The organism is Anaerostipes faecis (assembly GCF_910574135.1).
In the GTDB taxonomy this organism is placed as follows: domain Bacteria; phylum Bacillota; class Clostridia; order Lachnospirales; family Lachnospiraceae; genus Anaerostipes; species Anaerostipes hominis.
Map to the genome: position 1 here is coordinate 1 of NZ_CAJSYK010000020.1, position 26,151 is coordinate 26,151.

The window sequence follows — 26,151 nt, forward strand, 5'->3', positions numbered from 1 at the left end:
CAAGGCATAGCTTCCTCTATGTCCAACGTTTATGCCCTTTTTTGCCAAATCTCTATTCCTGCACGATATTCAGTTTTCAAATTTCAGTTAGAATCTCATTCATTGAGATTCCGAGAAGTTATTATTGTGAGAAGGAGGAAAACTATGATTACAAAAAAAGAATGTGTAGCAATGTTGCTGGCAGGCGGCCAGGGAAGCCGATTGTTTGCGTTGACCCAGAAGAAGGCGAAGCCTGCCGTTCCCTACGGCGGTAAATATAAGATTATAGATTTTCCGTTATCCAACTGCGCGAATTCAGGGATCGATACCGTGGGTGTCCTGACTCAGTATGAACCCCTGGAGCTTAATTCCTATATCGGAACTGGAGGATTCTGGGATTTAGACAATATGAACGGAGGAGCCTTCGTGCTTCCGCCGTATGTGAGAGGAGAAAAAGGGAATTGGTACCGCGGAACTGCTGATGCCATTTACCAGAATATCAATTTCATCGACAACTATGATCCGGACCACATCATTGTATTGTCCGGTGACCAGATCTGCTGTATGGATTACCAGAAAATGCTCAATTACCATAAGAAGAAAGGTGCTGACTGTACGATCTCTGTACTGGAAGTTACATTGGAAGAAGCGAAGCGTTTTGGGATCATGAACACCGATAAGGACAACAAGATCGAGGAGTTTGAAGAAAAACCGGCTCATCCTAAGAGCACGAAAGCATCTATGGGTATTTATGTGTTCAAATGGAAACTGATCCGCCAGTACCTGATCGATGATGCCAATGATCCGGATTCAGAACACGATTTCGGCAAGAACATCATTCCGAGAATGCTGGAAGAAGGAAAGAAGATGTATGCATACAGCTTTGACGGATACTGGAGAGATGTAGGAACGATATCAAGCCTGTGGGAGGCCAACATGGAGCTGCTGGAAGAGAATCCTCAGCTGAATTTAAATGATGACAAGCTGAAAGTCTACACAAGGACTTACGGACTTCCGCCTCATTACATAGCAGAAGGCGCCAGTGTGAAAAAGAGTATCATCGCAGATGGTTCTTTCATTGAGGGAACCGTGGAAAACTGTGTCATTCATTCCGGCGTAAAGATCGGAAAAGGTGCGGTGGTGAAGAACAGTGTCATCATGAAGGATTCCATCGTCCGGGAAAACAGCGAGATCAATAAAGCGATCATTGATGAAGAAGTTGTCGTGGAAGAAGGAAGCAAAATCGGAGAGGGCAATGAAGTTACCGTCATCGGCTATCACAGTGTGGTGCTTGAGGATGCTGTCGTTGAGGATGGTGCAATGATCTATCCGGAATCTATTTTACACTAGGGAGGTAGAAACTATGGAAAATCAAATGCTTGGAATTATAAATGCAGGAGAAGAAAACAGAAGACTTCAGGATTTGGTGCGCACCCGAAGCTTATCGGCACTCCCGGTAGGCGGAAGATACCGGACCATAGATTTCCTCCTGAGCAATATGGTCAACTCTGCCATTAAAAACGTCGGAATCATGACAAGATACAATTACAGCTCTCTGATGGACCATGTTGGTTCCGGGAAAGACTGGGGCCTCAACAGAAAACGTGGAGGACTTTACACATTTCCTCCGTACATATCAGGAAGTGGAAGATCCGGAGAATATGCCAGTGTCATGGATGGTCTGAGGGGAACTTTGGGATTTTTAAAGAAAGCTACCGAGCCGTATATTCTTCTTGGCCGTTCTTATGTGATATTTAATTCCGATTTTAACGACATGCTGGAAAAGCATATCGACAGCGGCGCAGATATCTCCATGATGTATTTTGACAACAGTGATGACGCCACCAACTGTGATTACGACGGCGTATACCTGAAACCGGATGAGTCCGGACGCATTACGGATATGTGCTATTCTGAGACGAAGCACCGCTACGGTAAGAAGAGCATGGATGTGTATATTATGAAACGGGAACTCCTGATCGACTTTATCCAGGAGGCAGTATCCCACAACAGAAAACATTTCTTCTTCGACGTACTTATTCCGAATTTTGACCGCCTGTATATTCAGGGCTATGAATACAAAGGATATGTAGGCTGCATCACATCTGTGGAGGCTTATTACAATATCAATATGGATTTATTGAAACAGGATGTGCAGAAAGAACTGTTTTTTGGTAAGAATAAAGTGTATACTAGGACGAGTGACAGTGCGCCTGCCCGCTATGGTATCGAGGCGAATATCAGCAACAGTCTGATCAGCAGCGGCTGTGAAGTCGACGGAACCGTAGAAAATTCTGTTATCTTCCGCGGATGCCAGATTGAAAAAGGCGCAGTGATCAGAAATTCTATCGTTATGGCGGAAGGCTTTATCGGAAAGGGTGCGGACATCAACCATACGATCATGGACCGTCATGTAAAGATCTATTCTAACGCACATTTATCCGGATCCAGACAGCATCCGGTGTTCATACCGAAGGGAGCCAGCGTCAATGAATAAAAGGAATGAGTGTATGATGAACGTACTGATGGTTGCAGCGGAATGTGCTCCCTTTGTGAAACTGGGCGGCCTTGCCGATGTCATCGGTACTCTGCCGAAGGAGCTCAACAAGCTCCATGTGGATACCAGAGTCATGATGCCGTTCCACCGTCAGATTAAGGATAAGTATGCTGCACAGACAAAGCATATGGCAGATTTTTATATACATTTTGCCGGAAGAGACGTATATGTAGGCGTTGAGGGATTATTTTTCAACGATGTCACATATTACTTTATTGACAATGAAGAGTACTTCGGCGATGCGGTTTACAGGGGCGGGGACGCAGAAGGAGAGCAGTACGCATATTTCTGCCGCGCTGTAATCGAGGCTGCCGGAAGGATTGGATTCCTTCCGAATGTGCTCCACTGCAATGACTGGCAGACCGGGCTGATCCCGCTTCTTTTGAAGACTCAGTACAGCCATTGGGAGATCGGGCGTGCCAGGACGATCTTTACGATTCACAACATGATGTATCAGGGTGAGTATGCCTTTGAGGCTTTTCATCACTGGCTGGGTATCGATCCGAGGTATGATACACCGGAATTTATGCATAATTATGAGTGTGCAAGCTTCATGAAAGCAGCCCTCGTATTTGCAGACCGGATCAGCACGGTAAGTCCCACTTATGCACAGGAGATCAAAACTCCTGAGTTTGCATACAGGCTGGAAGGCATTTTGAATGCCAGAGCCTGGGATACATGGGGAATTGTAAACGGCATCAATACAGAAGAATTTGATCCGGAGACGGACCCGTATCTGCAGTATCATTTTAATAAAGATGATCTGACAGGAAAGAAAAAGAACAAGGAAAAACTGATCAGTGATCTGGGACTGAGCATTTCTCCCGGAGTGCCGATCATCGGCATGGTCAGCCGTCTTACCGCACAGAAGGGACTTGATTTAGTCAAGTATATCCTGGATGAGCTGATGTGTACGGAAGATATCGCTTTCGTCGTATTGGGAACCGGCGATCATGATTATGAAGAATTTTTCCGCTTTATGGAGAATAAGTATAAGGGAAGAGTATGCTCATATATCGCATACAACAATGCGGTGGCTCATCAGATCTACGCTGCCAGCGACTTGTTCCTTATGCCTTCCAAGTTTGAACCGTGCGGCATCTCACAGATGATCGCACTTCGATACGGAACTCTGCCGATCGTGCGGGAGACCGGAGGGCTTTGTGACACGGTCCAGAGCTACAATGAATTTGAAGAGACAGGAAACGGATTTTCTTTCAGGAATTATAATGCGCATGAGATGCTTTCGATCATTCGTTACGCATTGAATACGCTGCGCAGTCCAAAGCGCAGGAAAGGCTTGATTCAAAGGGCGATGGAGTCTGACAACAGTTTTGGGTCATCAGCCAAAAAATATCTAGAATTATACCAGAGCATTCTTTAGACAACTGGTGAAAGGAGCAACAGAGGATGAAAATTGTAAACAATAACAGCAAGGTGAAGGAGATCATCAGCAATGTTGAGAACAAGCTGAACAACAACTTCGGAACAACATTGGAGGAGGCGACCAGAGATGAGCTTTATAAAGCGGGAGCTGGCTGCATCCGGGATGATATCATGCATCTTTGGACCAAGAGCCGTAAAAAGACAGAGGATCTGGGACTGAAAAAATTATATTATATGTCTGCAGAATTCCTTATGGGAAGAGCATACAGCAACAACCTGATTAATTCCGGGGTTTTGAGGGACTATAAAGAGGCCTTCGAAAAGATGGGCATTGACTTTGACGATATTTTAGATGAAGAGAGCGATCCGGGGCTTGGAAACGGAGGGCTGGGACGTCTGGCGGCATGTTTCCTGGATTCTTTGTCTACATTAAATCTGCCGGCGATCGGATGCGGTATCCGTTATGAATACGGACTGTTCCGGCAGAAGATCATCGACGGCAGCCAGGTAGAGGTAGAAGATGACTGGCTGAGAGACGGTTTTGTGTGGGAAGTAGAACGCCCGGAACTGACGATGGAAGTCCACTTTAACGGAGAGATCAAGGAAAACTGGACGGAGGACGGCTTAAAGATCGAGCACTACAACTATCACACAGTGCTGGCCGTACCGTACGATGTGCCGGTAATGGGATATAAGACCAATGCCCCGGCCACATTGAGACTCTGGAGTGCAAAGAGCAAGCAGAACTTTGACCTTCACTCCTTCAATAAGGGAAGATATGAGAAGGCCTCTGCGGACTCAGAGTTTGCAGAGGTGATCTCAAAGGTTCTCTATCCTGCGGATGACCATATGCAGGGAAAACTGCTCAGATTAAAGCAATTTTATTTCCTGACATCTGCCACTATGCAGCTTATGGTAAAACACCACAAGGAAAAAAGAGGAGATCTCCATACTCTTCCTGAGTATGCGGCTGTCCAGATCAACGATACTCACCCGACCCTTGCGATCCCTGAATTAATGAGGATTCTCATGGACGAAGAAGGCTTTGGATGGGAAGAAGCAGAGGACATCGTAAGCCAGATCTTTAACTATACGAACCATACGATCATGGCCGAGGCTTTGGAGTGCTGGGACGAGAATATGTTTAAGCTCCTTCTGCCAAGAATCTATCAGATCATCTGTGTCATGAACCAGAAGTACTGTGAGCGCCTGAGAATTTATTATCCGAATGATGAGGCCAAGATTGCTTATATGGCGATCATCGGAAATAACCAGATCCGCATGGCAAATCTTTGTGTTGCCGTCTGCCACAGGGTAAACGGAGTGTCCCAGCTTCACGGAGACATATTAAAGACGAATCTGTTCCACGATTCTTACAATATTTATCCTCAAAAATTCCTTGCCATTACCAACGGCATTACACACAGAAGATGGCTTGCTCTGGCAAATCCGGAACTGTGTGATCTGATCCAGGATAATGTCAGGGGAGACCTGCTCGGTGACTACCGTCTGTTTGAAAAGATCATGCCGATGGCTGATGATGCGGAATTCTGCAAAAAATATGATGCTATTAAACAGCGCAATAAGAGAAGGCTTGCCAAGTATCTGAAACAGAAACAGGGAATTGAGATCAATCCGGATTCTCTGATCGATGTACAGTGCAAACGGCTTCACGAGTACAAAAGACAGCTGTTAAAATGCCTGCATATTATTTATCTGTACAAACAGGTGAAGAAAAATCCTGATTTCTTAAGCAAGCCGATCACCTTTATTTTCGGGGCAAAAGCGGCTCCGGGATATCAGAGGGCAAAGGAGATCATTCGTCTGATCAACTCCATCGGAGATATGGTCAACAATGATCCTGCTACGAAGGATAAGATGCAGGTTGTATTTGTAGAAAACTACTCTGTGTCTGTGGCTGAAGTGCTGATACCGGCGGCTGACATCAGTGAACAGCTTTCAACAGCCGGACTGGAAGCTTCCGGAACCGGAAACATGAAGTTTATGATGAACGGTGCGCTGACTCTGGGAACCATGGACGGAGCCAATGTAGAAATTTTTGAGCAGGTAGGAAAAGAAAATATCTTTATTTTCGGAGCCACTGTGGATGAGATTAATTCCATGAAACAGTACCGGACATACAATCCGGGAACCATTTTTGAACAAAACCCAATGATCCGTGAGGTGTGCAACTGTCTGATCGCCGGAGAACTTCCGAGATACGGAAAGAGAAAATACTCTGATATTTATCAGTCTCTGCTGTTTGGAGAACATAATATCCCGGATCAGTATTTTGTCCTGTATGATCTGCCTTCTTATGTGGAAGAATTTGAGAAGGTATACGACATGTATATCAATCACCACGATGAATGGGTGAAGAAAGCGGTGATCAATACCGCCAAATCCGGATTTTTCTCTTCCGACAGAACAATCGAAGAATACAATGAAAAAATCTGGAATTTACCAACATACAAATAGGCAGGGTGAGAGAGCATGATCCATAATGCATCAATTGAGCAGTACAGAGAACCTGTTGGGGCTGTCACAAAAGGCGAAGAGGTAAAACTTCGCCTTTTTGCCTTAGAGGGAACTGCTGTCACTGTGGAACTGGTCTTATATTCGGAAGATTACCATAAGACCTTTTCAATGAGAGAGAAAAAGGGCTTCTATGAATGTATCATAGAGATGCCCGAAAAAGCGTGTATCCTGTGGTATTATTTCAGGATCACAGAGGGTAATTACACGTATTATTACGGAGCAAGGCCGGGACGGACCTGCGGGGAAGGCATTCGGGTAGAAGAAGATGTCCGGGGCTTTCAGATAACGGTTTACGAAAGAGGGTTTGAGACGCCTAGATGGCTTTCAAAAGGCATTATGTATCAGATATTCCCGGACCGGTTCTGCCGGGGAGACCGGCAGAATACCGTACGAGGGGAAGCATACCACAGAAAAATGGGCCGTGATATTTATGTGCATAAAAGCTGGGAGGAACGCCCGCTTTTCGGACCGATGGAGGGAAAAGAATTTTACGATCCGTGTGATTTCTTCGGAGGCGATCTGGAAGGGATCAAAAAGCGGCTGGATGAACTGAAAAAGCTTGGGGTTACATGCATTTATCTGAATCCGATCGTCGAGTCAAGCTCCAATCACCGGTACAATACGGGAGATTATAAAAAAGTAGATCCGTTCCTTGGAGACAACGATGACTTCAGGGAATTATGCGAGGTTGCCAGAAGAAAAGGAATCCATATTATTTTGGACGGGGTTTTCTCCCACACGGGAGCAGACAGCCTGTATTTCAATAAAAATGGGAATTATAAGAGCGTGGGCGCGTACCAGAGCCAGGATTCACCATATTATGACTGGTATTCTTTTGACAGCAGGGGAGATTACAAGAGCTGGTGGGGCTTTCGGAGTCTGCCGGAAGTCAATGAGCTGGATGACCGCTTCCTGTCTTATATTATCACGGGAAGGAATTCCGTGTTAAAGCACTGGTTTAACCTGGGGGCATCGGGATTCCGGCTGGATGTGGCAGATGAGCTTCCGGATGAATTTATTTTCCTGATGCGAAAAACGATGAAAAAGATGTTTAAGAACTATGCCCTGATCGGGGAAGTGTGGGAAGACGTGACCACCAAGGAAAGCTATGGGGTCAAGAGAAAATATGCTCTCGGCAGGGGTCTTGACAGCACTATGAATTATCCGTTTAAGGTAAACTGTGTCAACTTTTTGCTTGGAAATGAAGATGCGTATGCCATGCAGCAGTTTTTGCTGGGGCAGCAGTGCAATTATCCAAAGCCGTTTTATTACAGTGTGATGAATCTGCTTTCGTCCCACGACATCCCAAGAATCCGGACGACACTGGCTTCCGGCATGAATGAGATGCTGCCGTCAAGGGAAAACCAGATCGACTATGTGGTCACATCAGAAAATGACCGCAGGGGAGCCGTGCTTTCCAGGCTGGCATTTGCGATCCAGTTTTTCATTCCGGGAATTCCCTCGATTTATTATGGGGATGAATATGGGATGAACGGCCTGATGGACCCGTTTAACCGGGGACCTTATTTTAAACATGACACGAAAATTTATGAAGAATTGAAGACGGTTTCTGTGTTCAGGAGCAGGGAGAAAATCCTTCAGACAGGGTATGCGCTGTACATCGGTGCATCGGAAAACGTTTTGGCTGTCCTGCGTTTTGTCGCCGGGAATAAAGATATATTCGGAGAACCGTGCGGACAAGGGGCCTATCTCCTGCTTGTCAATCCGGGAGAAGAGGAAGAAGAAATAGAATTTGACATCGCGGATCACAGGGAAGGGGTGCCTGAGGAGGAACACAGGCGTCTCGTCAAGATGCTTGGCAATACCCGTGTCCACACAAAGGTACAAAAATCAGACTATAAGATCATGCGTCTGTCATAATTCCGTCAATAACTCTTCGTCCGCATGATCCATGACGGAGAATGCAACATTTGTCCCGTGATCAGCGATCCGTTCGAGGGATGAAAGCATATCAGAAAATAACAGACCGGCCCGGGGCTCACAGATGCCCTGGGCCATTCTGTTCAGGTGGCGTTTTTGATAGCGGCGTTCCATGGCATCTATGGCCTGTTCGTGTTTATAAAAGTCGGGGATCATTTCTTTTTTGTGCTCTTTAAAGATCAGCACGGCGTCCTTAAGAAGGGCAGATACAGCGTTGTACATATTCACCAGCTCGCGCTTCGCATCTTTGCTCAGACGGGAATTGTGGTCAGCCGCTGAGCGGGCACTGTCAGCGAAATTTTCGGCAAGATCTCCGATGCGCTCGATGTCGCCGACGGTATAGAACATGCTGCCGAGAATCTCGCGGTCGCCTACGGGCAGTTCCTGCAGATTGGAATTGACGAGGAAGTCGGTGATCTTCTGGCTCAGACTGTCGATCTCTTCCTCTCTCTGGTAAATCTCTCCCAAATGTTTTGTACTGCAGTTTAAAAATGCGTGGAAAGCCAGTTCCAGATTCTTGTTCGCGAGCTCTGCCATGCGGGAAATCTCCTGCCGGACCTGAGGAATCGCGGAGATCGGAGAGCGGTACTCGCCGATGAAGTTAAGATCGGAGCGGGCAGGCTTTACTTCGTCTCCGGGGACGATCTTTTCTGCCAGTTTGACGATCAGTCCTGTGCTCGGGAACATGATCAGGACTTCGAAGATTTTGAAAAAAGTATGAGCGTTGGCAACGCTGCGCCCTACATTGCCGCTTGATATATGTAAGATCGTGTCGGTGATCGGGCCGAGGAATAAGCTGAGCATTGTAAAAATTGCAGCGCTTCCGAAGATGTTAAATAAAAAGTGAATCACTGCGGCGCGCTTTGCATTTTTCTTTCCGCTTAAACTGGCGAGGAGTGCAGACACACAGGAACCCATATTGCAGCCCAGAATGATGAAAAAACAGATGGGAAGTCCCAGCAGTCCCTGGGAAGCCATCAGGAGTACGATGCTGACCGTCACAGAGGAACTCTGGAGTACAGCGGTGATGACAAAGCCGATCAATACAGCGGCAAAATGGTTGTCCAATCCGGAAAGGGCCTGCATGACAGCCGGTGAGTCCTTGAGGAATGACATCGTAGATGACATGGTGGTAAGGCCGGTGAACAGCACGCCGAATCCCAGAACAACTTCCCCTGCTTTTTTAATCCTTGGGTTCTGTACGAACATGACCATGATCACGCCGGACATTAAAAAAACAGGTGCTGCATCTGAGAGATTAAATGCTACCAGCTGGGAGGTCACGGTTGTTCCGATGTTGGCGCCGAGGATCACGCCCGCTGCCTGTGACAGATTCATAAGACCTGCGTTTACAAAACTTACGACCATGACCGTGGAGGCACTGGACGACTGGATGATCGCTGTGAAGAAGATGCCTACCAGCATCCCGGAAAATCGGTTGGTTGTGAAAAATTCCAGGATCCCTCTCAGCCTGGCACCGGCGGCTTTCTCAAGACCGTCACTCATCAATTTCATTCCGTATAAAAAAAGTCCCAGGCCGCCGGCCATCGGTAATAGAAAAGAACTCATTGCTGCCTCCTTGGTTTATATAAAATTTAACATAGATTTTACAAATACGTTACTTCTATTTTACTTTAAAATAAGCAAAGAGACAAGAAAAACAGATTGTCATTTTTCATTGTACAAGGTATAATAAACCAAATATAAGGAGGAAGTTTATGAAGCATTATGATTATATTTTAGTGGGCGGAGGACTTTTTAACGGAGTCGTGGCCAGAGAAGCAGGAAAACAGGGGAAAACATGTCTGGTCGTGGAAAAAAGAGACGCCCTGGGAGGAAATATCATGTGCAGAGATGTGGAGGGGATCTTGGTCCATGAGTATGGAGCACACATTTTCCACACAGGCAATGAGGAAGTGTGGCAGTATGTGACCTCGCTGGCAGAATTCAACCATTACATCAACTGTCCGGTAGCCAACTATCACGGTGAGACATATAATCTTCCTTTTAACATGAATACCTTCAGCAAGATGTGGGGAATCACATTCCCCGCCGAGGCAAAAGAGATCATAGAGTCACAGAAACAGAAGGTGGAGGGAGAGCCATCAAATCTGGAAGAACAGGCCGTCAGTCTGGTGGGTACAGATATATATGAGAAACTCATCAAAGGGTATACGGAAAAACAGTGGGGAAGAGACTGTAAGGACCTGCCCGCATCGATCATTAAGAGGATTCCTGTCCGGTACATCTATGATAACAACTATTTTAACGATCCGCATCAGGGAATACCGAAAGAAGGATACAACAAGCTGATCGAGAGGCTGTATGATGGCTGTGATGTGATGCTCTCCACAGATTATCTGGAAAAGAGAGAGGAGCTGGAGGCTATGGGGGACAAGGTCATCTACACCGGAACGATTGATTCTTACTATGGATACTGTTTTGGAAAGCTGGCCTACCGGAGTCTCAGATTTGAACACGAACTGCTGGAAGAAGAAAACCATCAGGGCGTGGCAGTCATGAACTATACGGACCGGGAGACGCCGTACACAAGAAAGATCGAACACAAGCACTTTGCATTCGGAAAGCAGGAAAAGACTGTAGTCACAAAAGAGTATCCTGCAGAATGGGAAGACGGGATGGAACCTTACTACCCGGTCAACGATGAGAAAAACAACCGGCTGTTTGAAAAATATCGCGAATTGTCCAGGAAAGAAGAAAAAGTCTTGTTCGGAGGAAGACTCGGGGAGTACAAATACTACGATATGGATAAAGTCATCGAGTCTGCTCTGCGGTTTACGAAGGATACGCTGAATCTGTGATGCTTTTCGTGTAAATTCTGCCGGGGTTAACAGAAAAAATTTAAAAAGACCGTTTGGAATTTCTCACAGAATTCTGAACGGTCTTTTTTTGTCCTAGGGGGTTTGCACGATTTTTTAAATCTTGTTATAATAAATTCTATATGCCATGAAATGAAAAAGAATGGAGAATACCAATGCAGATATATAACGACGAAGCACAAAAACAGTATTCCTACATGGAAGAAATGAAAGAGTGGGTGAAGGTACAGGAGGAACGCCTAGGAAGACCTCTCACCTGTCATATCACCACATTTGGCTGCCAGATGAATGAAAAAGATTCAGAAAAACTGCTGGGAGTTTTAGAGACCATCGGTTATCGGCAGACCGATACAGAATATGCGGACCTGGTACTCTTTAATACGTGTACCGTGAGGGAGAATGCAAATACGAAACTTTACGGCCACCTGGGACATGTAAAGAAAGCAAAAGAACAGAATCCTGAAATGATCATCGGCCTCTGCGGCTGTATGATGCAGGAAGAGCAGGTCGTGGAGAAGATCAGAAAGAGCTATCCGTTTGTGGATCTTATATTCGGGACCCACAACATTTTTAAGCTGGCGGAGCTCTTGAAAGCAAGGGTAGATTCCGGCGGAATGATAGTGGATATTTGGAAAGATACGGATCAGATCGTCGAGGACCTTCCGAGCGACCGGAAGTTTTCTTTTAAATGCGGCGTAAATATCATGTTTGGGTGCAATAACTTCTGCAGTTACTGTATCGTCCCTTATGTGAGGGGCCGGGAGCGCAGCCGGAAGCCGGAGGACATTATAAAGGAGATTGAAGGTCTGGTAAAGGAAGGGGTCCGGGAAGTGATGCTGCTCGGACAGAATGTAAACTCATACGGGAAAAATCTCGCTGAACCTGTGAGTTTTGCACAGCTTTTACAGAGGATCGAACAGATCGAAGGGCTTGCCCGCATCCGGTTTATGACACCCCATCCCAAGGATCTCTCTGACGAATTGATCGAAGTGATGGCTTCGTCGAAGAAAATATGCCGCCACATGCATCTGCCGGTACAGTCCGGAAGCAGCAGAATCTTAAAGAAAATGAACCGGCATTACACAAAGGAAAGCTATCTTGCGCTGGCCCAAAAGATCAAAGAGAAAATTCCGGGGATCGCGATGACTACAGATATTATTGTAGGATTTCCGGGGGAGACGGAAGAAGATTTTGAAGAGACATTGGATGTGGTAAGAAAAGTGAAGTTTGACAGCGCCTATACGTTCGTCTATTCCAGGAGGACGGGGACGCCGGCGGCTGCCATGGAAGATCAGGTGGAGCCTTCGGTGGTGAAAGAAAGGTTCGGACGGCTCCTTGAGGTAATCAAGAAAAGTTCCAAAGACAACAGGAAAGAAGGAATAGGAAAAGAGGAGGACGTTCTTGTGGAGGAGAAAAATACCCACGAGGGCGGCATGGTCACCGGCCGGCTTTCCAACAATATCTTAGTACATTTTAAAGGAGACGAGAGTCTTATCGGACAGATCGTCCGGGTAAAGATCACGGAAGAAAAAGGTTTTTATTATATGGGAGAACAGGTAAATGGCTAAATTAACTCCAATGATGGAACAATATATGGCGATCAAAGAACAGAATAAGGACTGTATCCTGTTTTACAGGCTGGGAGATTTCTATGAGATGTTCTTTGACGATGCACTGACGGCTTCCAGGGAACTGGAGATAACACTTACAGGAAAAAACTGCGGTATGGAAGAACGGGCCCCTATGTGCGGAGTCCCGTTCCATGCGGTGGATTCCTATCTCAATAAACTGGTGGAGAAGGGATATAAAGTTGCGATCTGCGAGCAGGTGGAGGACCCGAAACAGACCAAAGGGATCGTAAAGAGGGAAGTCATCAGGATCGTGACTCCGGGAACAAATATTTCTCAGCAGAGTTTAGAAGACGAGAAGAACAATTATCTCATGTGTATCTTCTGCAGCGACGATAGTTTCGGACTGTCCGTGGTGGATGTGACGACGGGAGATTTCCGTACCACATCCATGGATGAACTCCACAAAGTTGTGGATGAAATCTTTAAGTTTGCCCCTGCCGAGATCATATGCAATGATGCATTTATGATCAGCGGTGCGGACATAGAATTTATAAAAGATAAGCTGGGCGTCTCTGTTTCCAATATTGACCATTATTATTTTGACGAAGAGCAGGGGGAGGCCGCCATCAAATCCCAGTTCCATGTGGGAAATTTAAACGGCCTGGGCCTTTCAGACCATCCTATGGGGAAGATTGCCACAGGAGCGCTTCTTTTATATCTGCATGAAACTCAGAAAAATGCGTTAAATCATCTGATGTCCGTCTCTCCGTATGAGACGAGTGAATATATGATTATCGACAGCTCCAGCCGAAGGAATCTGGAACTATGCGAGACGCTGAGGGACAAAAAGAAGAAAGGTTCCCTTCTGGGCGTACTGGATAAGACGAAAACGGCCATGGGGGCAAGACTTTTGCGGAGTATGATCGAACAGCCTCTGATCGACCGCGCAAAGATCGAGGAGAGGTATGATGCGCTGACGACATTGACAAAACAGGCCATTGCCCGTGAGGAGATCAGGGAATACCTGAATCCGGTCTATGATCTGGAGCGTCTGATGACAAAGGTCAGCTATCAAACAATAAACCCAAGAGACATGATCGCCCTGAAAGTGTCTCTCCAGTGGCTTCCGCCTATCAGGACGATCCTTGAAGAATGCGGTGACAGCCTGCTGTCCGGCCTCAGAGAAGACCTGGATACGCTGGACGATGTGGCAGGCCTTCTAGAGGACGCTATACTGGAGGAGCCTCCGATTGCAGTCAAAGAAGGCGGTATGATCAAGGATGGTTTTTCAGAGCAGATCGATCAGTTAAAGCGTGCCAAGACGGACGGCAAACAGTGGCTGATGCAGCTGGAAGAGCGGGAGAGGCGCGCCACCGGAATCAAAACCCTGAAGGTGAAATTCAACAAGGTGTTCGGATATTATCTGGATGTGACGAATTCCTACAAGGACAAAGTGCCGGAACATTATATAAGGAAACAGACGCTTACCAACTCCGAGAGATATACGACGGAGGAACTGAATAAGCTGGCAGACACGATTCTCGGGGCTGAGGACAGACTGTGTGCACTGGAATATGAGACCTTTGCGTCCATCAGGGAAACCCTGGCAGGAGAAATGGAGCGGATCAAGAAAACTGCCGGAGTCATCGCATATCTGGACGTACTCTGCTCTCTGGCCTGTGTGGCAGAGCAGAACGGTTATGTGAGGCCGAAACTGAACACAAAAGGGCTGATCGATATCAAGGAGGGGCGGCATCCTGTGGTAGAGCAGATGATGTCCAACGATATGTTCATTTCCAACGACACGTATCTGGACAGCAAACGGCACCGGGTTTCCATCATCACCGGGCCGAATATGGCAGGTAAATCAACTTACATGAGACAGTCGGCCCTGATCGTTCTCATGGCCCAGATAGGTTCCTTTGTGCCGGCCCAAAAAGCCAACATCGGCATTGTGGACAGGATTTTTACCCGGGTGGGCGCCTCTGACGACCTTGCCAGCGGACAGAGTACCTTTATGGTGGAGATGAGCGAGGTGGCGAATATTTTAAGGAACGCCACAAAGGACAGCCTGCTGATTTTGGATGAGATCGGCCGGGGCACCAGCACCTATGACGGTCTGAGCATTGCATGGGCCGTGGTGGAGTACATAAGCAATCCAAAGCTTTTAGGTGCCAAGACTCTGTTTGCTACCCATTACCATGAACTTACGGAGCTGGAGGGCAAGATCGGCAGCGTCAACAACTACTGTATCGCGGTGAAAGAACAGGGTGACAACATTGTATTTTTAAGGAAGATTGTGAAAGGCGGAGCGGATAAAAGCTACGGCATTCAGGTTGCCAAGCTTGCAGGAGTGCCGGATATGGTTATTCAGAGGTCAAAGGAGATTGTGTCAGAGCTGAGCGACAGTGATATTGTTTCCAGGGCACAGAAAATCCAGGTGAGCAATGAGCCCCAGCAGCTTTCTCTGTTTGCAAATGACGGTGAGCCGACGATGGAGCACCCGTTTATGGCGGAGATCCGGAAAAAGGACCTGTCTTCCATGACACCGCTGGAAGCACTGAACTATTTATATATTCTGCAGAACAGGCTTAGAGAAGAGGAATAGTTATGGCAGAAATTCAGTTATTGGATCAGAAGACAATCGATAATATCGCCGCCGGGGAAGTGATCGAGAGGCCGGCCTCCGTGGTCAAGGAGCTGGTGGAAAATGCGATTGATGCCAAAGCGACGGCGGTGACCGTGGAGATCAGAGACGGCGGCATGACTCTTATGAGGGTGACGGACAACGGGTGCGGCATTCCGAAAGAGGAAGTGAGGACCGCGTTTCTGCGTCACGCGACGAGCAAGATACGCTCCGTGGAGGACCTGGTATCCGTTTCGTCCCTGGGATTTCGGGGAGAAGCACTCTCAAGCATCAGCGCGGTTGGACAGGTGGAAGTTATCACCAAAACCGCAGGGGCTTTTTCCGGGGTTTCTTATAAGATCTTTGGCGGAGAGGAACAGGGCTTTGAGGAGATAGGCGCTCCGGACGGCACGACATTTCTCGTGCGCAATCTGTTTTACAATACGCCGGCCAGACGGAAATTCCTGAAAAGTCCGGTGACCGAGGCGGGATATGTGGAACAGATCATGGTGCACATCGCATTGAGCCATCCGGATATCGCGTTTAAATTTATCCATAACAGCAAGAATAAGATGTATACGTCGGGAAATGGAAACGTAAAAGATATCATCTACCATTTATACGGCAGAGACGTAGCGGGAGCTCTCCTGCCGATTTCGTTAAAGGGGCCAACGGTCAGTGTGGACGGGTATGTGGGAAAACCATTTATCTCCCGCGGGAACCGGAATTATGAAAGTTATTTTATAAACGGCAGGTATATTAAGAGCAAGATCATCTACAAGGCCATTGAGGATGGGTATAAAACGTTTACCATGGCCCATAAGTATCCTTTTGTATGTCTGAACATAAAAGTGGAGCCGGAACTTCTGGACGTCAATGTACATCCGACAAAGATGGAGATCCGTTTCCGCAACGAAAAAGAACTGTATGAGCTTTTAGTGTCAGGCATTAAGGAGACGCTGTCTCACAGAGAAATGATACCGAAAGCGGAACTCGGGAAGCAGAAGAAGGAAGCAAAGCCTGTACTTCCGGGGAAAATGCCTGAGCCTTTTGAACAGGTGAGAAGGGAAGAACATCACGGGGATAAGGCAGCAAAATATACGGCTCCCGAAACTCCGGCCGAACCGCAGGGGACACTGAAAAAAAATACTACGAAACCGGAGGCAAAGAAGTCTGTCTTTGCAGGAGTCAATTATCATAAAGATGCCGGGAAAGAAGATATACAGCAGATGACACTCAATGAAACCTCTCTTCTGGATGAGGAGGCAAAGCCGGACCGGAAAGTGATCGGACAGCTCTTTAAGACTTACTGGCTGATCGAGTACGAAGACCAGCTGTTTATCATGGACCAGCATGCGGCGCATGAGAAAGTGAATTATGAAAAGCTTATGGAGAGCTTCAGGGAAAAAAAGATTTACAGCCAGGGAGTGGAGCCGCCTTACGTGGTGACGCTGTCTATGGCGGAGGCAAAAGTGCTCGATGAGACAAAAGACATCTTTCAGGAACTTGGGTTTACGATTGAGGCGTTTGGAGGCAATGAGTTCTGCATCCGGCAGGTGCCTGCAAACTTATACGGCCTGAAAGAGAAAGAACTGTTTATGGAGCTTTTAGACTCTCTCACCGCGGATGGGGTGAAAAAAGATCCGGAGATGATTACGGATAAGATCGCTTCCATGGCATGCAAAATGTCGGCGAAAGGAAACCAGAGAATGTCGCTTCCCGAAATAAAACATCTTCTGGAACTCCTGATGGAATGTGAAAATCCGTATACATGTCCCCACGGACGGCCTACGATGATCAAGATGAGCAAGTATGAGCTAGAGAAGAAATTTAAGCGTATCGTGTGAGTTTTTTACCATTATTTCTGTCGCGTTTTGAAATGCGCTCCTCCAATAATGGTAAAAAACTGTTATAGAAAAAGGATGGGATTATGAACGATAGAGAGTTGTTGGAGTTGGCGAAGCAGGCCAGGGGGCATGCCTATGCGCCTTATTCCGGTTTTTTTGTGGGTGCGGCTCTGTTGTGTAAGGACGGGACCGTATTTACCGGGTGTAATGTGGAGAATGCTTCTTACGGCGCGGCGATCTGTGCGGAGCGCAATGCCGTTAGCACTGCCGTGGCGGCGGGATACAGGGAGTTTGATGCCATTGCCATCGCGGCAGAGGGAGACGGGTGTGTTTATCCGTGCGGTATTTGCCTGCAGGTGATGAATGAGTTTTCTAAAGATATGCGGGTGATCTGCCAGGATAGAGAAAGCTGGCAGGATTTTTTGTTAAAAGAACTGCTGCCGAAAGGATTTGACAGCTTATGAAGCCGATGATCATACTGACCGGGCCTACGGCGGCGGGGAAGACGGAGCTGTCTATAAGACTTGCAAAAGCAGTCGGAGGAGAGATCATTTCTGCCGATTCTATGCAGGTCTATAAAAAAATGAACATCGGGACGGCAAAGATCATGCCGGAGGAGATGGATGGAATCCCTCATTATCTGGTGGATGAATTGGAACCGGATGAGGAGTTTCATGTAGTCCGGTTCCAGCAGATGGCGAAGCGAGCGGCAGAGAAGATTTATGAAAAGGGCAGGATTCCGATTGTAGTCGGAGGAACCGGTTTTTATATTCAGGCTCTCTTATACGATATAGACTTTTCCAGGGAAGATGCAGACCGGGGATACAGAGACAGACTAAAGAAGCTGGCAGAGGAAAAAGGAAATGGATATCTCCACCGGATACTGGAAGAAGTTGACCCGGAATCTGCACAGGCTATCCATGAAAATAATACAAAAAGGGTGATCCGGGCATTGGAGTTTTATGAAAAGACGGGAACCAAGATTTCCATGCACAATGAACAGGAGAGAACCAAGGAATCCCGTTATAATTTTGTCTATTTTGTCCTGACTCATGAGCGGGAGATTCTGTATGAGAGAATTAACCAGAGAGTTGACCGGATGATAGAGGCAGGGCTGATCGATGAGGTCAGGCAGCTTGCCGGTGAAGGGTATACAAAAGACATGGTATCCATGCAGGGGATTGGTTATAAAGAAGTTTTTGACTATCTGAAAGGAAAACAGGATCTTTCAGAGACGGCAGAGCGCATCAAAAAAGATACGAGGCACTTTGCAAAGCGGCAGCTCACATGGTTTCGGCGGGAAAAAGAAGTCACCATGATTAACAGGCAGAATTACCGAATTGAAGACGAGATTCTGGCATTTATGCTGGAAAAGATCAGAGAGAAAGGCATATGGGATGGATCAGTTAAAAGAATATTATAAAGAATTGGGTGTGTCCGGAGAGGTATATGACTATGCAAAGAACATCGAGTCATCGCTTTCCGAAAGATTTGCAGAATTTGATGCAGTGGCAGAATTTAATCAGCTGAAAGTGCTGAAAGCTATGAAGAAGAACCGTATTTCAGAGGCACATCTCGGAGAGACCACGGGATACGGATATGATGATATCGGAAGAGAGGCAATTGAGGGAGTCTATGCGGATATTTTCCAGACAGAAGATGCCCTGGTGCGCCCGCAGATCACCTGCGGTACCCATGCCCTGGGCCTTTCGTTAAATGCTAATTTAAGACCGGGCGATGAAGTCATGTCTCCGGTCGGAAAGCCTTATGACACATTGGAAGAAGTGATCGGTATCCGGCCATCCAAAGGCTCTCTGGCTGAATATGGGATCACCTATGCCCAGGCGGATCTGAAGCCGGACGGTTCTTTTGACTATGAAGCCATAAAACAAGCCATAAACGATAGGACAAAGCTGGTCACGATCCAGCGGTCGAAAGGCTACGCCACACGGCCGACACTTTCTGTTGAGAGAATCGGGGAGCTGATCTCATTCGTAAAGGATATAAAGCCGTCAGTCATCGTCATGGTGGACAACTGCTATGGAGAGTTTGTCGAGGAGACGGAGCCGTCCCAGGCAGGAGCAGACTTAGTCGTAGGCTCGCTCATTAAAAATCCAGGTGGAGGGCTGGCACCCATCGGGGGTTATATCTGCGGAAAGAAGGAATTGATCGAGCAGTGTGCATACAGACTTACTACACCCGGCCTTGGAAAAGAAGTGGGTGCATCTTTAGGAGTCAACCGCCAGTTCCTGCAGGGACTGTTTCTCGCGCCCACAGTGGTAAACAGCGCCCTGAAAGGGGCTGTATTTGCGGCTAACCTGTATGAAAGCCTCGGATTTAAAGTGTTCCCTGACGGAAAGGAGAGCCGACACGATATTATTCAGGCGGTAGAATTCAACGACCCTGAAAAACTCAAAGCGTTCTGCCAGGGAATCCAGGCGGCTTCGCCGGTGGACAGCTATGTGACGCCGGAGCCGTGGGATATGCCGGGCTATGACAGTCAGGTCATTATGGCGGCAGGAGCGTTTGTCTCAGGCTCCTCCATCGAACTCAGTGCAGACGGTCCGATGAAACCTCCGTATGCAGCCTATTTCCAGGGGGGGCTTACCTATCCACATGCCAAGTACGGGATTACAATGTCCCTTCAGCGGATGGCGGAAAAAGGGCTCGTACTGCTGTGATGTCGGATGCCGGATTTTTATGTCGGGAGAATAAGAAAAATTTAAGGAAACCGTCATAGTTCCTGGGTATACAAGAAAAAGATCTTATGGTAAGATTTATTAATGAGAAATGTTTTTTTACGTATTCCTTTGAGGAAAGGAATCTATGGAAAAGAGACATTACACAATAAAAGAGCTTCCGGAGTCTGAGCGCCCTTATGAAAAATGCGAGCGGCTGGGACCGGGGGCGCTGACAGATGCGGAGCTTTTAGCCGCCATTTTAAGAAGTGGTGCGAAGGATAAAAGGGCCACGGGCCTGGCTGTGGAGATCTTAGGCCTGCACCCATATTATGAGGGGCTGCTGGGCATCTGTCATGTTACAATGAATGAACTGATGAGGATCAGGGGCATCGGCAGGGTGAAGGCAGTACAGATCCTTTGCATTGCAGAACTTTCCATGCGGCTGTCCTCACAGAAAGTACATAAGAAGATCAGTTTTCATACTCCAAAGTCCATTGCGGATTATTATATGGAAAAAATGCGTCACTTGAACAGGGAAGAAATGATTTTAATTCTTTTTAATGGGAAGAATAAAGTCATCAAAGAACTGAAGGTATCCGTAGGTACGGTCAATCAGACAGTGGCGTCACCCAGGGAAGTATTCCTGGAAGCATTGAAGTATGAAGCGGTCTATTTAATTTTGCTGCACAATCACCCTTCCGGGGACCCCACTCCCAGCAGGCAGGATGTCTCTGTCACGAAACGGATAAAAGAAGCAGGAGAACTGCTCGGCATTTATCTGTCCGACCATATCATCATCGGAGACCGTTCTTACGTAAGTTTTAAAGAACAACAATTACTTTAGCCCGATGGGGCGGTATGGAATGGAGTGCTTATGAAGAAGGGACTGATTGGAATCGAGCTGGGCTCTAAGAATCTTAGGATCTATTCGAAAGAAAAAGACCAGATTCTAAGGCTTAAAAATGTCATTGCCCTGACAGAAGATTCGGAGACAGCAGCAGTAGGAAACGAAGCGTTTTCAATGTATGAGAAAGAGCCACACCAGATACAGATCATTACGCCGATGGTCCACGGGGTGATCGGCGATTATACGAATATGCGCAGGCTTCTTGCGGAAATTCTCAGACGTTATCTGAGGAAGTTAAAAAAATATGAATTTTACATGGCTGTGCCGTCAGACATCACCGGCGTGGAGCGCAGAGCATTCTATGATCTGATGCTTGAGTCGTTCCGGTCGGTAAAAGAGGTCAGACTATGGCCAAAGCCGATGGCGGATGCCGTGGGACTGGGCATCGATGTAGGGGCCCCCTGCGGCAACATGGTCATCAATATGGGAGCCGACACGACCGAGATCTCCGTGATCTCCCTCGGGGGCATCGTGAGAAGCCGTCTGGTAAAGCAGGGAGGCAGCCAGATCGACCAGTGGATGATCTCAAAGCTAAAGAGAAACCACAATATTGAGATCGGGATGAAGAGCGCGGAGCGGTTAAAGCTTCTGTATTCCAGAAGGGAAGAAGAAGGGAAGCCTGCCTATGTAAAAGGCAGAGACCTTGTCAGCGGGCTGCCAAAGAAGATCCAGGTTCCGGGAGATCTGGCAGAAGAAAAGGTAAGAAGCTATGTCAACGACATCATTATCGAGGCCAAAGCCATGTTGGAGGTGATTCCTCCGGAACTGGCATCAGATATCATGGTGGAGGGCATTTATCTGTCAGGGGGAAGTTCCTCCTTTCAGAAGATTCCGGAATGGATGGAAGATGCCATCGGCATTCATATCCGCCCCGGGGAACAGCCGGAGGAGAGTGTTGTCCGAGGCTTGAAGACGATCATGAACAAAGATTGCAAATACCAGTGAGGAAAGAGAAATGAAATTTCATAAGAAAAATATGCGTTCAAGGCATTACCTGTTTATTTTTGTGGGAGTGTGCTTTTTGTTAATCGGGATCAGTGTTTTTGCGGGGGGCGTGCTGTCTCCGGTCAAAGCATTGGCCACAGGAATTTTAAGTCCTATGCAGAAAGGGATTAATTCCATTGGGAACGGTATTTTTTCCTGGAATGAAAATATAAAGACCAAGGAACAGCTGAAAGAAGATAACAAAGTTCTTCAGGAGAAGATCGATTCCCTGAAGATGCAGAACCGGATTCTGTCGCAGGACCAGATAGAGCTTGAGCGTCTCCAGGAACTTCTGAAGCTCAAAGCAAAATATAAAAAATACAGTACGGTCGGGGCCAGAGTTATCAGTAAGGGCTCCGGCAACTGGTTTGAAATCTTCGCCATCGACAAAGGAAGCAAAGACGGCATTAAGAAAAACATGAATGTGATCGCGGACAACGGGCTGGTGGGCATCGTATACGATGTGTCCGATCATTATGCGAAGGTGCGGACGATCATCAATGACACCAGCATGGTCAGCGCCATGTTTTTGAAGACAAAGGACTCCTGCATCGTCAGGGGAAGTCTGAGTACGATGTCTGACGGCTACCTGGAAGTCGTATATATTGATAAGACCGCAAAGGTCAAAGAAGGCGATGAGCTGGTGACCTCATATTTGAGTTCTAAATTTGTGGAAGGGCTCTCCATCGGAAAAGTATCCGATATCAAACTGGATTCCACAAAGCTTACAAAGACCGCAAAGGTCACACCGATCGTGGATTTCAAGCATTTAAAGGAAGTCCTGGTGATCACAGACCTGAAAGAAAATGTCAACCTGGATGAAAAGACAAAAGAATAGGCAGGTGGGATGATGAGACTGAAAAGGACTTTATTTTATATTCTATCTGTGATTTTTTGCTTTCTTCTGCAGACATCGGTGTTTCAGTTTTTAAAGCTTGCCGATGTCATGCCGAACGTTCTGCTGATCCTCACTGTGACCCTGGGATTGATCAGGGGAAAGAAAGCAGGGATCGGCATCGGATTTTCCTGCGGTCTGCTGATCGATATATTTTTCGGTGACGTTCTCGGGCAGTATGCCCTTCTTTATTTGCTCATCGGCTATATCAACGGATGTTTCAACTCTTTCTTTTATGAAGACGACGTCCTTCTGCCGTTCGGGCTTTTAGTCATCAATACCCTGGCTTACAGCTTTGCAATTTTTTTCTTTTTCTTTGCACTGAGAGGAAGATTTGCATTTTTCAGTTACTTAAAAGATATTATGATACCGGAAGCAGTCTATACAGGGCTGATCGCTCTGCCGCTGTATAAACTTCTTCTGTTCATCGACGTACGCATCAGCGATTCAGAAAAAAGGAGCATGTTCTAGTGTTTAGAAAGTTACAAAACCGGGTTGAAAAATTATTGGCAAACAGGCTTCTGGCAATGGCTGTTTTATTCGCAGTGCTTTTTCTTGTACTCGTCTGCCGGCTGTTTGTCATTCAGATTGTTCAGGGGCAGTCACATAAAGAAGACTTCACCTACAAAGTAGAAAAGACCGTCAAGACTTCCGGTACGAGGGGAAATATCTATGACTGCAACGGAAAACTTCTGGCTTACAACAAAATGGTCTATACAGTCAATTTTCAGAATGACAATAAGTTCAAAACGTTAGCCCAGGAAAACGATACATCTGAGAATTATGAAAAAAATAAGGTGATTTATGAAGTGATCAAGATCTTAGAGAAGAACAAAGATTCCTTCAAGAGCGATATCCCGATCGAGATCACAGGAAACGGCACGTTCCGCTTTACGGAGAAAGGCTCCAGACTGGAACGGTTCAAGAGGGAGGCATTCGGCATCGGGACAGATACCAAGGGTCTTTCCAAGGAGCGTTTAAAGCTCCGTCAGCAGCAGCTTAATGCCAGTGCGGAGGAAGTCTTTGAGTACTTAAGAAACGGGACTATGGGAAGTCCCGGAGTCGGGAAAATGTTTGACATTGATGAGAAGTATTCAGACAAAGATGCTTTAAAGATCATGTCTGTCCGATACAGCGCCTACTTAAGCCGTTATTCACAGTATATGAAGGTGACCTTTGCCACAGAGGTGAGCAGCAGGAGCATCGCGGAGATCGAAGAGCGTTCCAATGAACTTACCGGGATCGACGTGAGTACCAAGTCCATCCGGGTTTATAAAAACAGTGAGGCCATGTCTCATGTAATCGGCTATACCGGTACAATCAATACCGAGGAACTTGATGACTATAATAAGGGAAAAAAAGAAAGTGACAAGGACTATTATGCGATGGACGACGCGGTCGGAAAGGCGGGCATTGAAAAAGAACTGGAGTCTTATCTGCACGGCAGCAGCGGAAGCCAGACCATGATCGTCAACAATATAGGAAAGATCGTAAAGACGACCAAGACGGAAAAGGCAGGAACAGGAAACAACGTAGTCCTGTCGATCGACAGTGATCTTCAGGAATATGCATATAACCTGTTAGAAAGAAGGATTACAGGCATCGTTCTGTCCAAACTCACCACCTCTGATTCCAAGGGTGACCGGAGCAATATAAGGATTCCGATCAAAGACGTCTACTATTCACTGATCGGAAACAGTATTGTGGATATCACGGACCTGAACGGAGAGCGTGCAAACTCTTACGAAAAGAGCATGTATAAAAAGATTCAGAGCCTGAAGAAGGACAGTATCAAAACGATTCGGAAGAATCTTACAGGCAGTACAAAGGCCTACAAAGACGAGAGTGAGGAAAAGCAGAATTATGCTGACTACGTGTATAAGATGCTTTCCAGGAAAAAAGTTTTCCTAACCGGCTCCGTCGACACGAAGGACAAGACATATCTCAGGTGGAAAGATGAAAAGATCGGCCTGGGTGAGTTCCTTAAATATGCCATCAATAAAGAATGGATCGATATTTCCATGCTGGATCTGCCGTCCAAATACAGTGATACAGAGCAGATCTTTGACGCGCTTGTGTCCTATGTTGAAGAACAGCTTCAGAAGGATGATGAATTTGATCTGACAGTATGTGAACAAAAGCTCGGAACCGGTGAACTCAGTGGAAGGTCTGTATGTCTGCTTTTGTACGAGCAGGGAGTCCTGAATAAGAAAAAAGACGCGGGGACCTATCAGAGTCTGAAAAACGGTTCCCTGGATGCCTACTCCTTCATACGGCAGAAGCTGTCAAAAAGAGAAATCACGCCGGCCCAGCTCGGCCTGGACCCGTGTTCCGGCTCCATTGTGATCACAGATCCCGACACGGGAAAAGTAAAAGCCATGGTCAGTTATCCGGGATATGACAGCAATAAGCTGTCCAATGGAATCGACAACGACTACTACCGCCAGCTGTCCAATTCCACGGCGACGCCTCTTTATAATCAGGTGCTGAACCACAGAACGGCTCCGGGGTCCACCTTCAAGCCTTTATCTGCGATCACCGCCCTGAATGAGGGAACGATTTCCACAGGCACCCAGATACAGTGTACCGGCGTGTTTGACAAGATCAGTCCCGCGGCCCATTGCTGGATTTATCCCAACGGAAGGCACGGCTACAATAATGTGGCCGGGGCATTAGAAGTCTCTTGTAATTGCTTCTTTTATGAGGTAGGATATGACTTAGGAATGACAGGGGCATCTTACAGCAGCAAGAAAGGCCTGGAGGCCCTGAAAAAATATGCGACCAAGGTCGGCCTGAATAAAAAGTCCGGTATTGAGCTGAGCGAGATGGCTCCGCATATTTCAGACGAAACCTCTGTGCGTTCTGCCATCGGACAGGGCACGAACAGTTTCACGCCGAGCCAGATTTCCAACTACGTGACGACGCTGTCAAATAAGGGAACCGTCTACGACCTGAGTATTTTAGACAAAGTTACCACTTCGGGCGGAAAGACGGTGAAAAAATACGGTGTCAAGAAGAAGAGCAAACTCACTCTGAATGATGACTCTTACTGGGATGCGGTCTGGTCCGGCATGCGCAGGGTTGTTTCCGGAAAGAAAGGCGCTGTGACCAGCATATTCAAAGGGCTTAATGTGAAAGTGGCGGGCAAGACAGGAACCGCACAGGAAGATAAAAAGAGGCCGAACCATGCGCTGTTCATATCTTTCGGTCCCTATGAAGACCCGGAGATCACGGTCACTGCAGTCATCCCTTACGGATATACGTCATCCAATGCGGCAGCCGCGGCGAAGGATCTCTACAAGTATTATTTTGCAAATGATAAAGAGAAGGCGAAATTAAGGAAGGACAAGAAAGTAATTTCTGCGGCCGGTTCAGTATCCGATTAAGAGAGGTGAAAAT

At 46.9% G+C, this 26,151-nt stretch carries 18 protein-coding genes; 17 read left to right on the top strand and 1 reads right to left on the bottom strand.

Annotation, left to right across the window (positions count from 1 at the left end):
• The first annotated feature begins 144 nt into the window (after nt 1-144).
• Genes QGT46_RS12585 through QGT46_RS12605 form a run of 5 tightly spaced genes read left to right on the top strand, consistent with a single transcriptional unit; the run spans nt 145 to nt 8,341 of the window.
• Nucleotides 145-1,329, top strand: coding sequence for a glucose-1-phosphate adenylyltransferase (locus tag QGT46_RS12585; RefSeq protein ID WP_024727054.1), 1,185 nt, complete (start codon nt 145-147; stop codon nt 1,327-1,329).
• Between the two features lie 13 nt (nt 1,330-1,342).
• Nucleotides 1,343-2,476: a glucose-1-phosphate adenylyltransferase subunit GlgD gene (glgD, locus tag QGT46_RS12590; RefSeq protein ID WP_024727055.1), complete on the top strand. Its 1,134-nt coding sequence runs from the start codon at nt 1,343-1,345 to the stop codon at nt 2,474-2,476.
• Nucleotides 2,469-3,920, top strand: coding sequence for a glycogen synthase GlgA (gene glgA / locus QGT46_RS12595; protein WP_301591082.1), 1,452 nt, complete (start codon nt 2,469-2,471; stop codon nt 3,918-3,920). Before glgD ends, glgA begins: the two co-directional genes overlap by 8 nt.
• A 26-nt stretch (nt 3,921-3,946) precedes the next feature.
• Nucleotides 3,947-6,400, top strand: coding sequence for a glycogen/starch/alpha-glucan phosphorylase (locus tag QGT46_RS12600; RefSeq protein WP_148459057.1), 2,454 nt, complete (start codon nt 3,947-3,949; stop codon nt 6,398-6,400).
• A gap of 15 nt (nt 6,401-6,415) precedes the next feature.
• A complete protein-coding gene (locus tag QGT46_RS12605; protein WP_148459058.1) occupies nt 6,416-8,341 on the top strand; it encodes a glycoside hydrolase family 13 protein in 1,926 nt (641 codons plus the stop codon).
• Here the strand turns inward: QGT46_RS12605 and QGT46_RS12610 are convergent.
• Complete coding sequence (locus tag QGT46_RS12610; RefSeq protein WP_148459059.1) at nt 8,336-9,970, bottom strand: Na/Pi cotransporter family protein; 1,635 nt, start codon at nt 9,968-9,970, stop codon at nt 8,336-8,338. The genes QGT46_RS12605 and QGT46_RS12610 overlap by 6 nt on opposite strands.
• A gap of 149 nt (nt 9,971-10,119) precedes the next feature.
• On the opposite strand from QGT46_RS12610, the gene glf reads away from it, so the two are divergent.
• From glf to QGT46_RS12670, 12 genes are all read left to right on the top strand, one after another.
• Nucleotides 10,120-11,223, top strand: a complete 1,104-nt coding sequence (gene glf / locus QGT46_RS12615) for a UDP-galactopyranose mutase (RefSeq protein ID WP_024727060.1) — start codon at nt 10,120-10,122, stop codon at nt 11,221-11,223.
• Between the two features lie 173 nt (nt 11,224-11,396).
• Nucleotides 11,397-12,809, top strand: a complete 1,413-nt coding sequence (gene miaB / locus QGT46_RS12620; protein WP_148459060.1) for a tRNA (N6-isopentenyl adenosine(37)-C2)-methylthiotransferase MiaB — start codon at nt 11,397-11,399, stop codon at nt 12,807-12,809.
• Complete coding sequence (mutS, locus tag QGT46_RS12625) at nt 12,802-15,420, top strand: DNA mismatch repair protein MutS (protein ID WP_148459061.1); 2,619 nt, start codon at nt 12,802-12,804, stop codon at nt 15,418-15,420. Before miaB ends, mutS begins: the two co-directional genes overlap by 8 nt.
• Nucleotides 15,421-15,422: 2 nt before the next feature.
• A complete protein-coding gene (gene mutL, locus QGT46_RS12630; protein ID WP_148459062.1) occupies nt 15,423-17,285 on the top strand; it encodes a DNA mismatch repair endonuclease MutL in 1,863 nt (620 codons plus the stop codon).
• Between the two features lie 83 nt (nt 17,286-17,368).
• Entirely contained in the window at nt 17,369-17,749 is a 381-nt protein-coding gene (cdd, locus tag QGT46_RS12635) for a cytidine deaminase (protein WP_148459063.1), read from the top strand.
• Entirely contained in the window at nt 17,746-18,708 is a 963-nt protein-coding gene (gene miaA / locus QGT46_RS12640; protein WP_148459064.1) for a tRNA (adenosine(37)-N6)-dimethylallyltransferase MiaA, read from the top strand. Before cdd ends, miaA begins: the two co-directional genes overlap by 4 nt.
• Nucleotides 18,683-19,966, top strand: a complete 1,284-nt coding sequence (locus QGT46_RS12645; RefSeq protein ID WP_148459065.1) for an aminotransferase class I/II-fold pyridoxal phosphate-dependent enzyme — start codon at nt 18,683-18,685, stop codon at nt 19,964-19,966. Before miaA ends, QGT46_RS12645 begins: the two co-directional genes overlap by 26 nt.
• 145 nt (nt 19,967-20,111) lie before the next feature.
• Entirely contained in the window at nt 20,112-20,810 is a 699-nt protein-coding gene (radC, locus tag QGT46_RS12650; protein ID WP_148459066.1) for a RadC family protein, read from the top strand.
• Between the two features lie 30 nt (nt 20,811-20,840).
• On the top strand, nt 20,841-21,818 hold the full coding sequence (locus QGT46_RS12655) for a rod shape-determining protein (RefSeq protein ID WP_148459067.1): 978 nt from the start codon (nt 20,841-20,843) through the stop codon (nt 21,816-21,818).
• 10 nt (nt 21,819-21,828) lie between these two features.
• Nucleotides 21,829-22,695, top strand: coding sequence for a rod shape-determining protein MreC (gene mreC / locus QGT46_RS12660; protein WP_148459068.1), 867 nt, complete (start codon nt 21,829-21,831; stop codon nt 22,693-22,695).
• Between the two features lie 9 nt (nt 22,696-22,704).
• On the top strand, nt 22,705-23,223 hold the full coding sequence (gene mreD, locus QGT46_RS12665) for a rod shape-determining protein MreD (protein ID WP_006565826.1): 519 nt from the start codon (nt 22,705-22,707) through the stop codon (nt 23,221-23,223).
• Nucleotides 23,223-26,138: a penicillin-binding transpeptidase domain-containing protein gene (locus tag QGT46_RS12670; RefSeq protein WP_148459069.1), complete on the top strand. Its 2,916-nt coding sequence runs from the start codon at nt 23,223-23,225 to the stop codon at nt 26,136-26,138. The genes mreD and QGT46_RS12670 overlap by 1 nt, the downstream gene beginning before the upstream one ends.
• The last annotated feature ends 13 nt before the right edge of the window (nt 26,139-26,151 follow it).

What these genes read in the sequence shown, in the direction of transcription:
- QGT46_RS12585 (WP_024727054.1), top strand. Translation starts at nt 145, where the DNA reads ATGATTACAAAAAAAGAATGTGTAGCAATGTTGCTGGCAGGCGGCCAG.
- QGT46_RS12655 (WP_148459067.1), top strand. Translation starts at nt 20,841, where the DNA reads ATGAAGAAGGGACTGATTGGAATCGAGCTGGGCTCTAAGAATCTTAGG.
- QGT46_RS12600 (WP_148459057.1), top strand. Translation starts at nt 3,947, where the DNA reads ATGAAAATTGTAAACAATAACAGCAAGGTGAAGGAGATCATCAGCAAT.
- QGT46_RS12610 (WP_148459059.1), bottom strand. Translation starts at nt 9,970, where the DNA reads ATGAGTTCTTTTCTATTACCGATGGCCGGCGGCCTGGGACTTTTTTTA.
- glf (WP_024727060.1), top strand. Translation starts at nt 10,120, where the DNA reads ATGAAGCATTATGATTATATTTTAGTGGGCGGAGGACTTTTTAACGGA.
- radC (WP_148459066.1), top strand. Translation starts at nt 20,112, where the DNA reads ATGGAAAAGAGACATTACACAATAAAAGAGCTTCCGGAGTCTGAGCGC.
- glgA (WP_301591082.1), top strand. Translation starts at nt 2,469, where the DNA reads ATGAATAAAAGGAATGAGTGTATGATGAACGTACTGATGGTTGCAGCG.
- mreC (WP_148459068.1), top strand. Translation starts at nt 21,829, where the DNA reads ATGAAATTTCATAAGAAAAATATGCGTTCAAGGCATTACCTGTTTATT.
- QGT46_RS12645 (WP_148459065.1), top strand. Translation starts at nt 18,683, where the DNA reads ATGGATCAGTTAAAAGAATATTATAAAGAATTGGGTGTGTCCGGAGAG.
- QGT46_RS12605 (WP_148459058.1), top strand. Translation starts at nt 6,416, where the DNA reads ATGATCCATAATGCATCAATTGAGCAGTACAGAGAACCTGTTGGGGCT.
- cdd (WP_148459063.1), top strand. Translation starts at nt 17,369, where the DNA reads ATGAACGATAGAGAGTTGTTGGAGTTGGCGAAGCAGGCCAGGGGGCAT.
- mutS (WP_148459061.1), top strand. Translation starts at nt 12,802, where the DNA reads ATGGCTAAATTAACTCCAATGATGGAACAATATATGGCGATCAAAGAA.
- mutL (WP_148459062.1), top strand. Translation starts at nt 15,423, where the DNA reads ATGGCAGAAATTCAGTTATTGGATCAGAAGACAATCGATAATATCGCC.
- mreD (WP_006565826.1), top strand. Translation starts at nt 22,705, where the DNA reads ATGATGAGACTGAAAAGGACTTTATTTTATATTCTATCTGTGATTTTT.
- glgD (WP_024727055.1), top strand. Translation starts at nt 1,343, where the DNA reads ATGGAAAATCAAATGCTTGGAATTATAAATGCAGGAGAAGAAAACAGA.
- miaB (WP_148459060.1), top strand. Translation starts at nt 11,397, where the DNA reads ATGCAGATATATAACGACGAAGCACAAAAACAGTATTCCTACATGGAA.
- miaA (WP_148459064.1), top strand. Translation starts at nt 17,746, where the DNA reads ATGAAGCCGATGATCATACTGACCGGGCCTACGGCGGCGGGGAAGACG.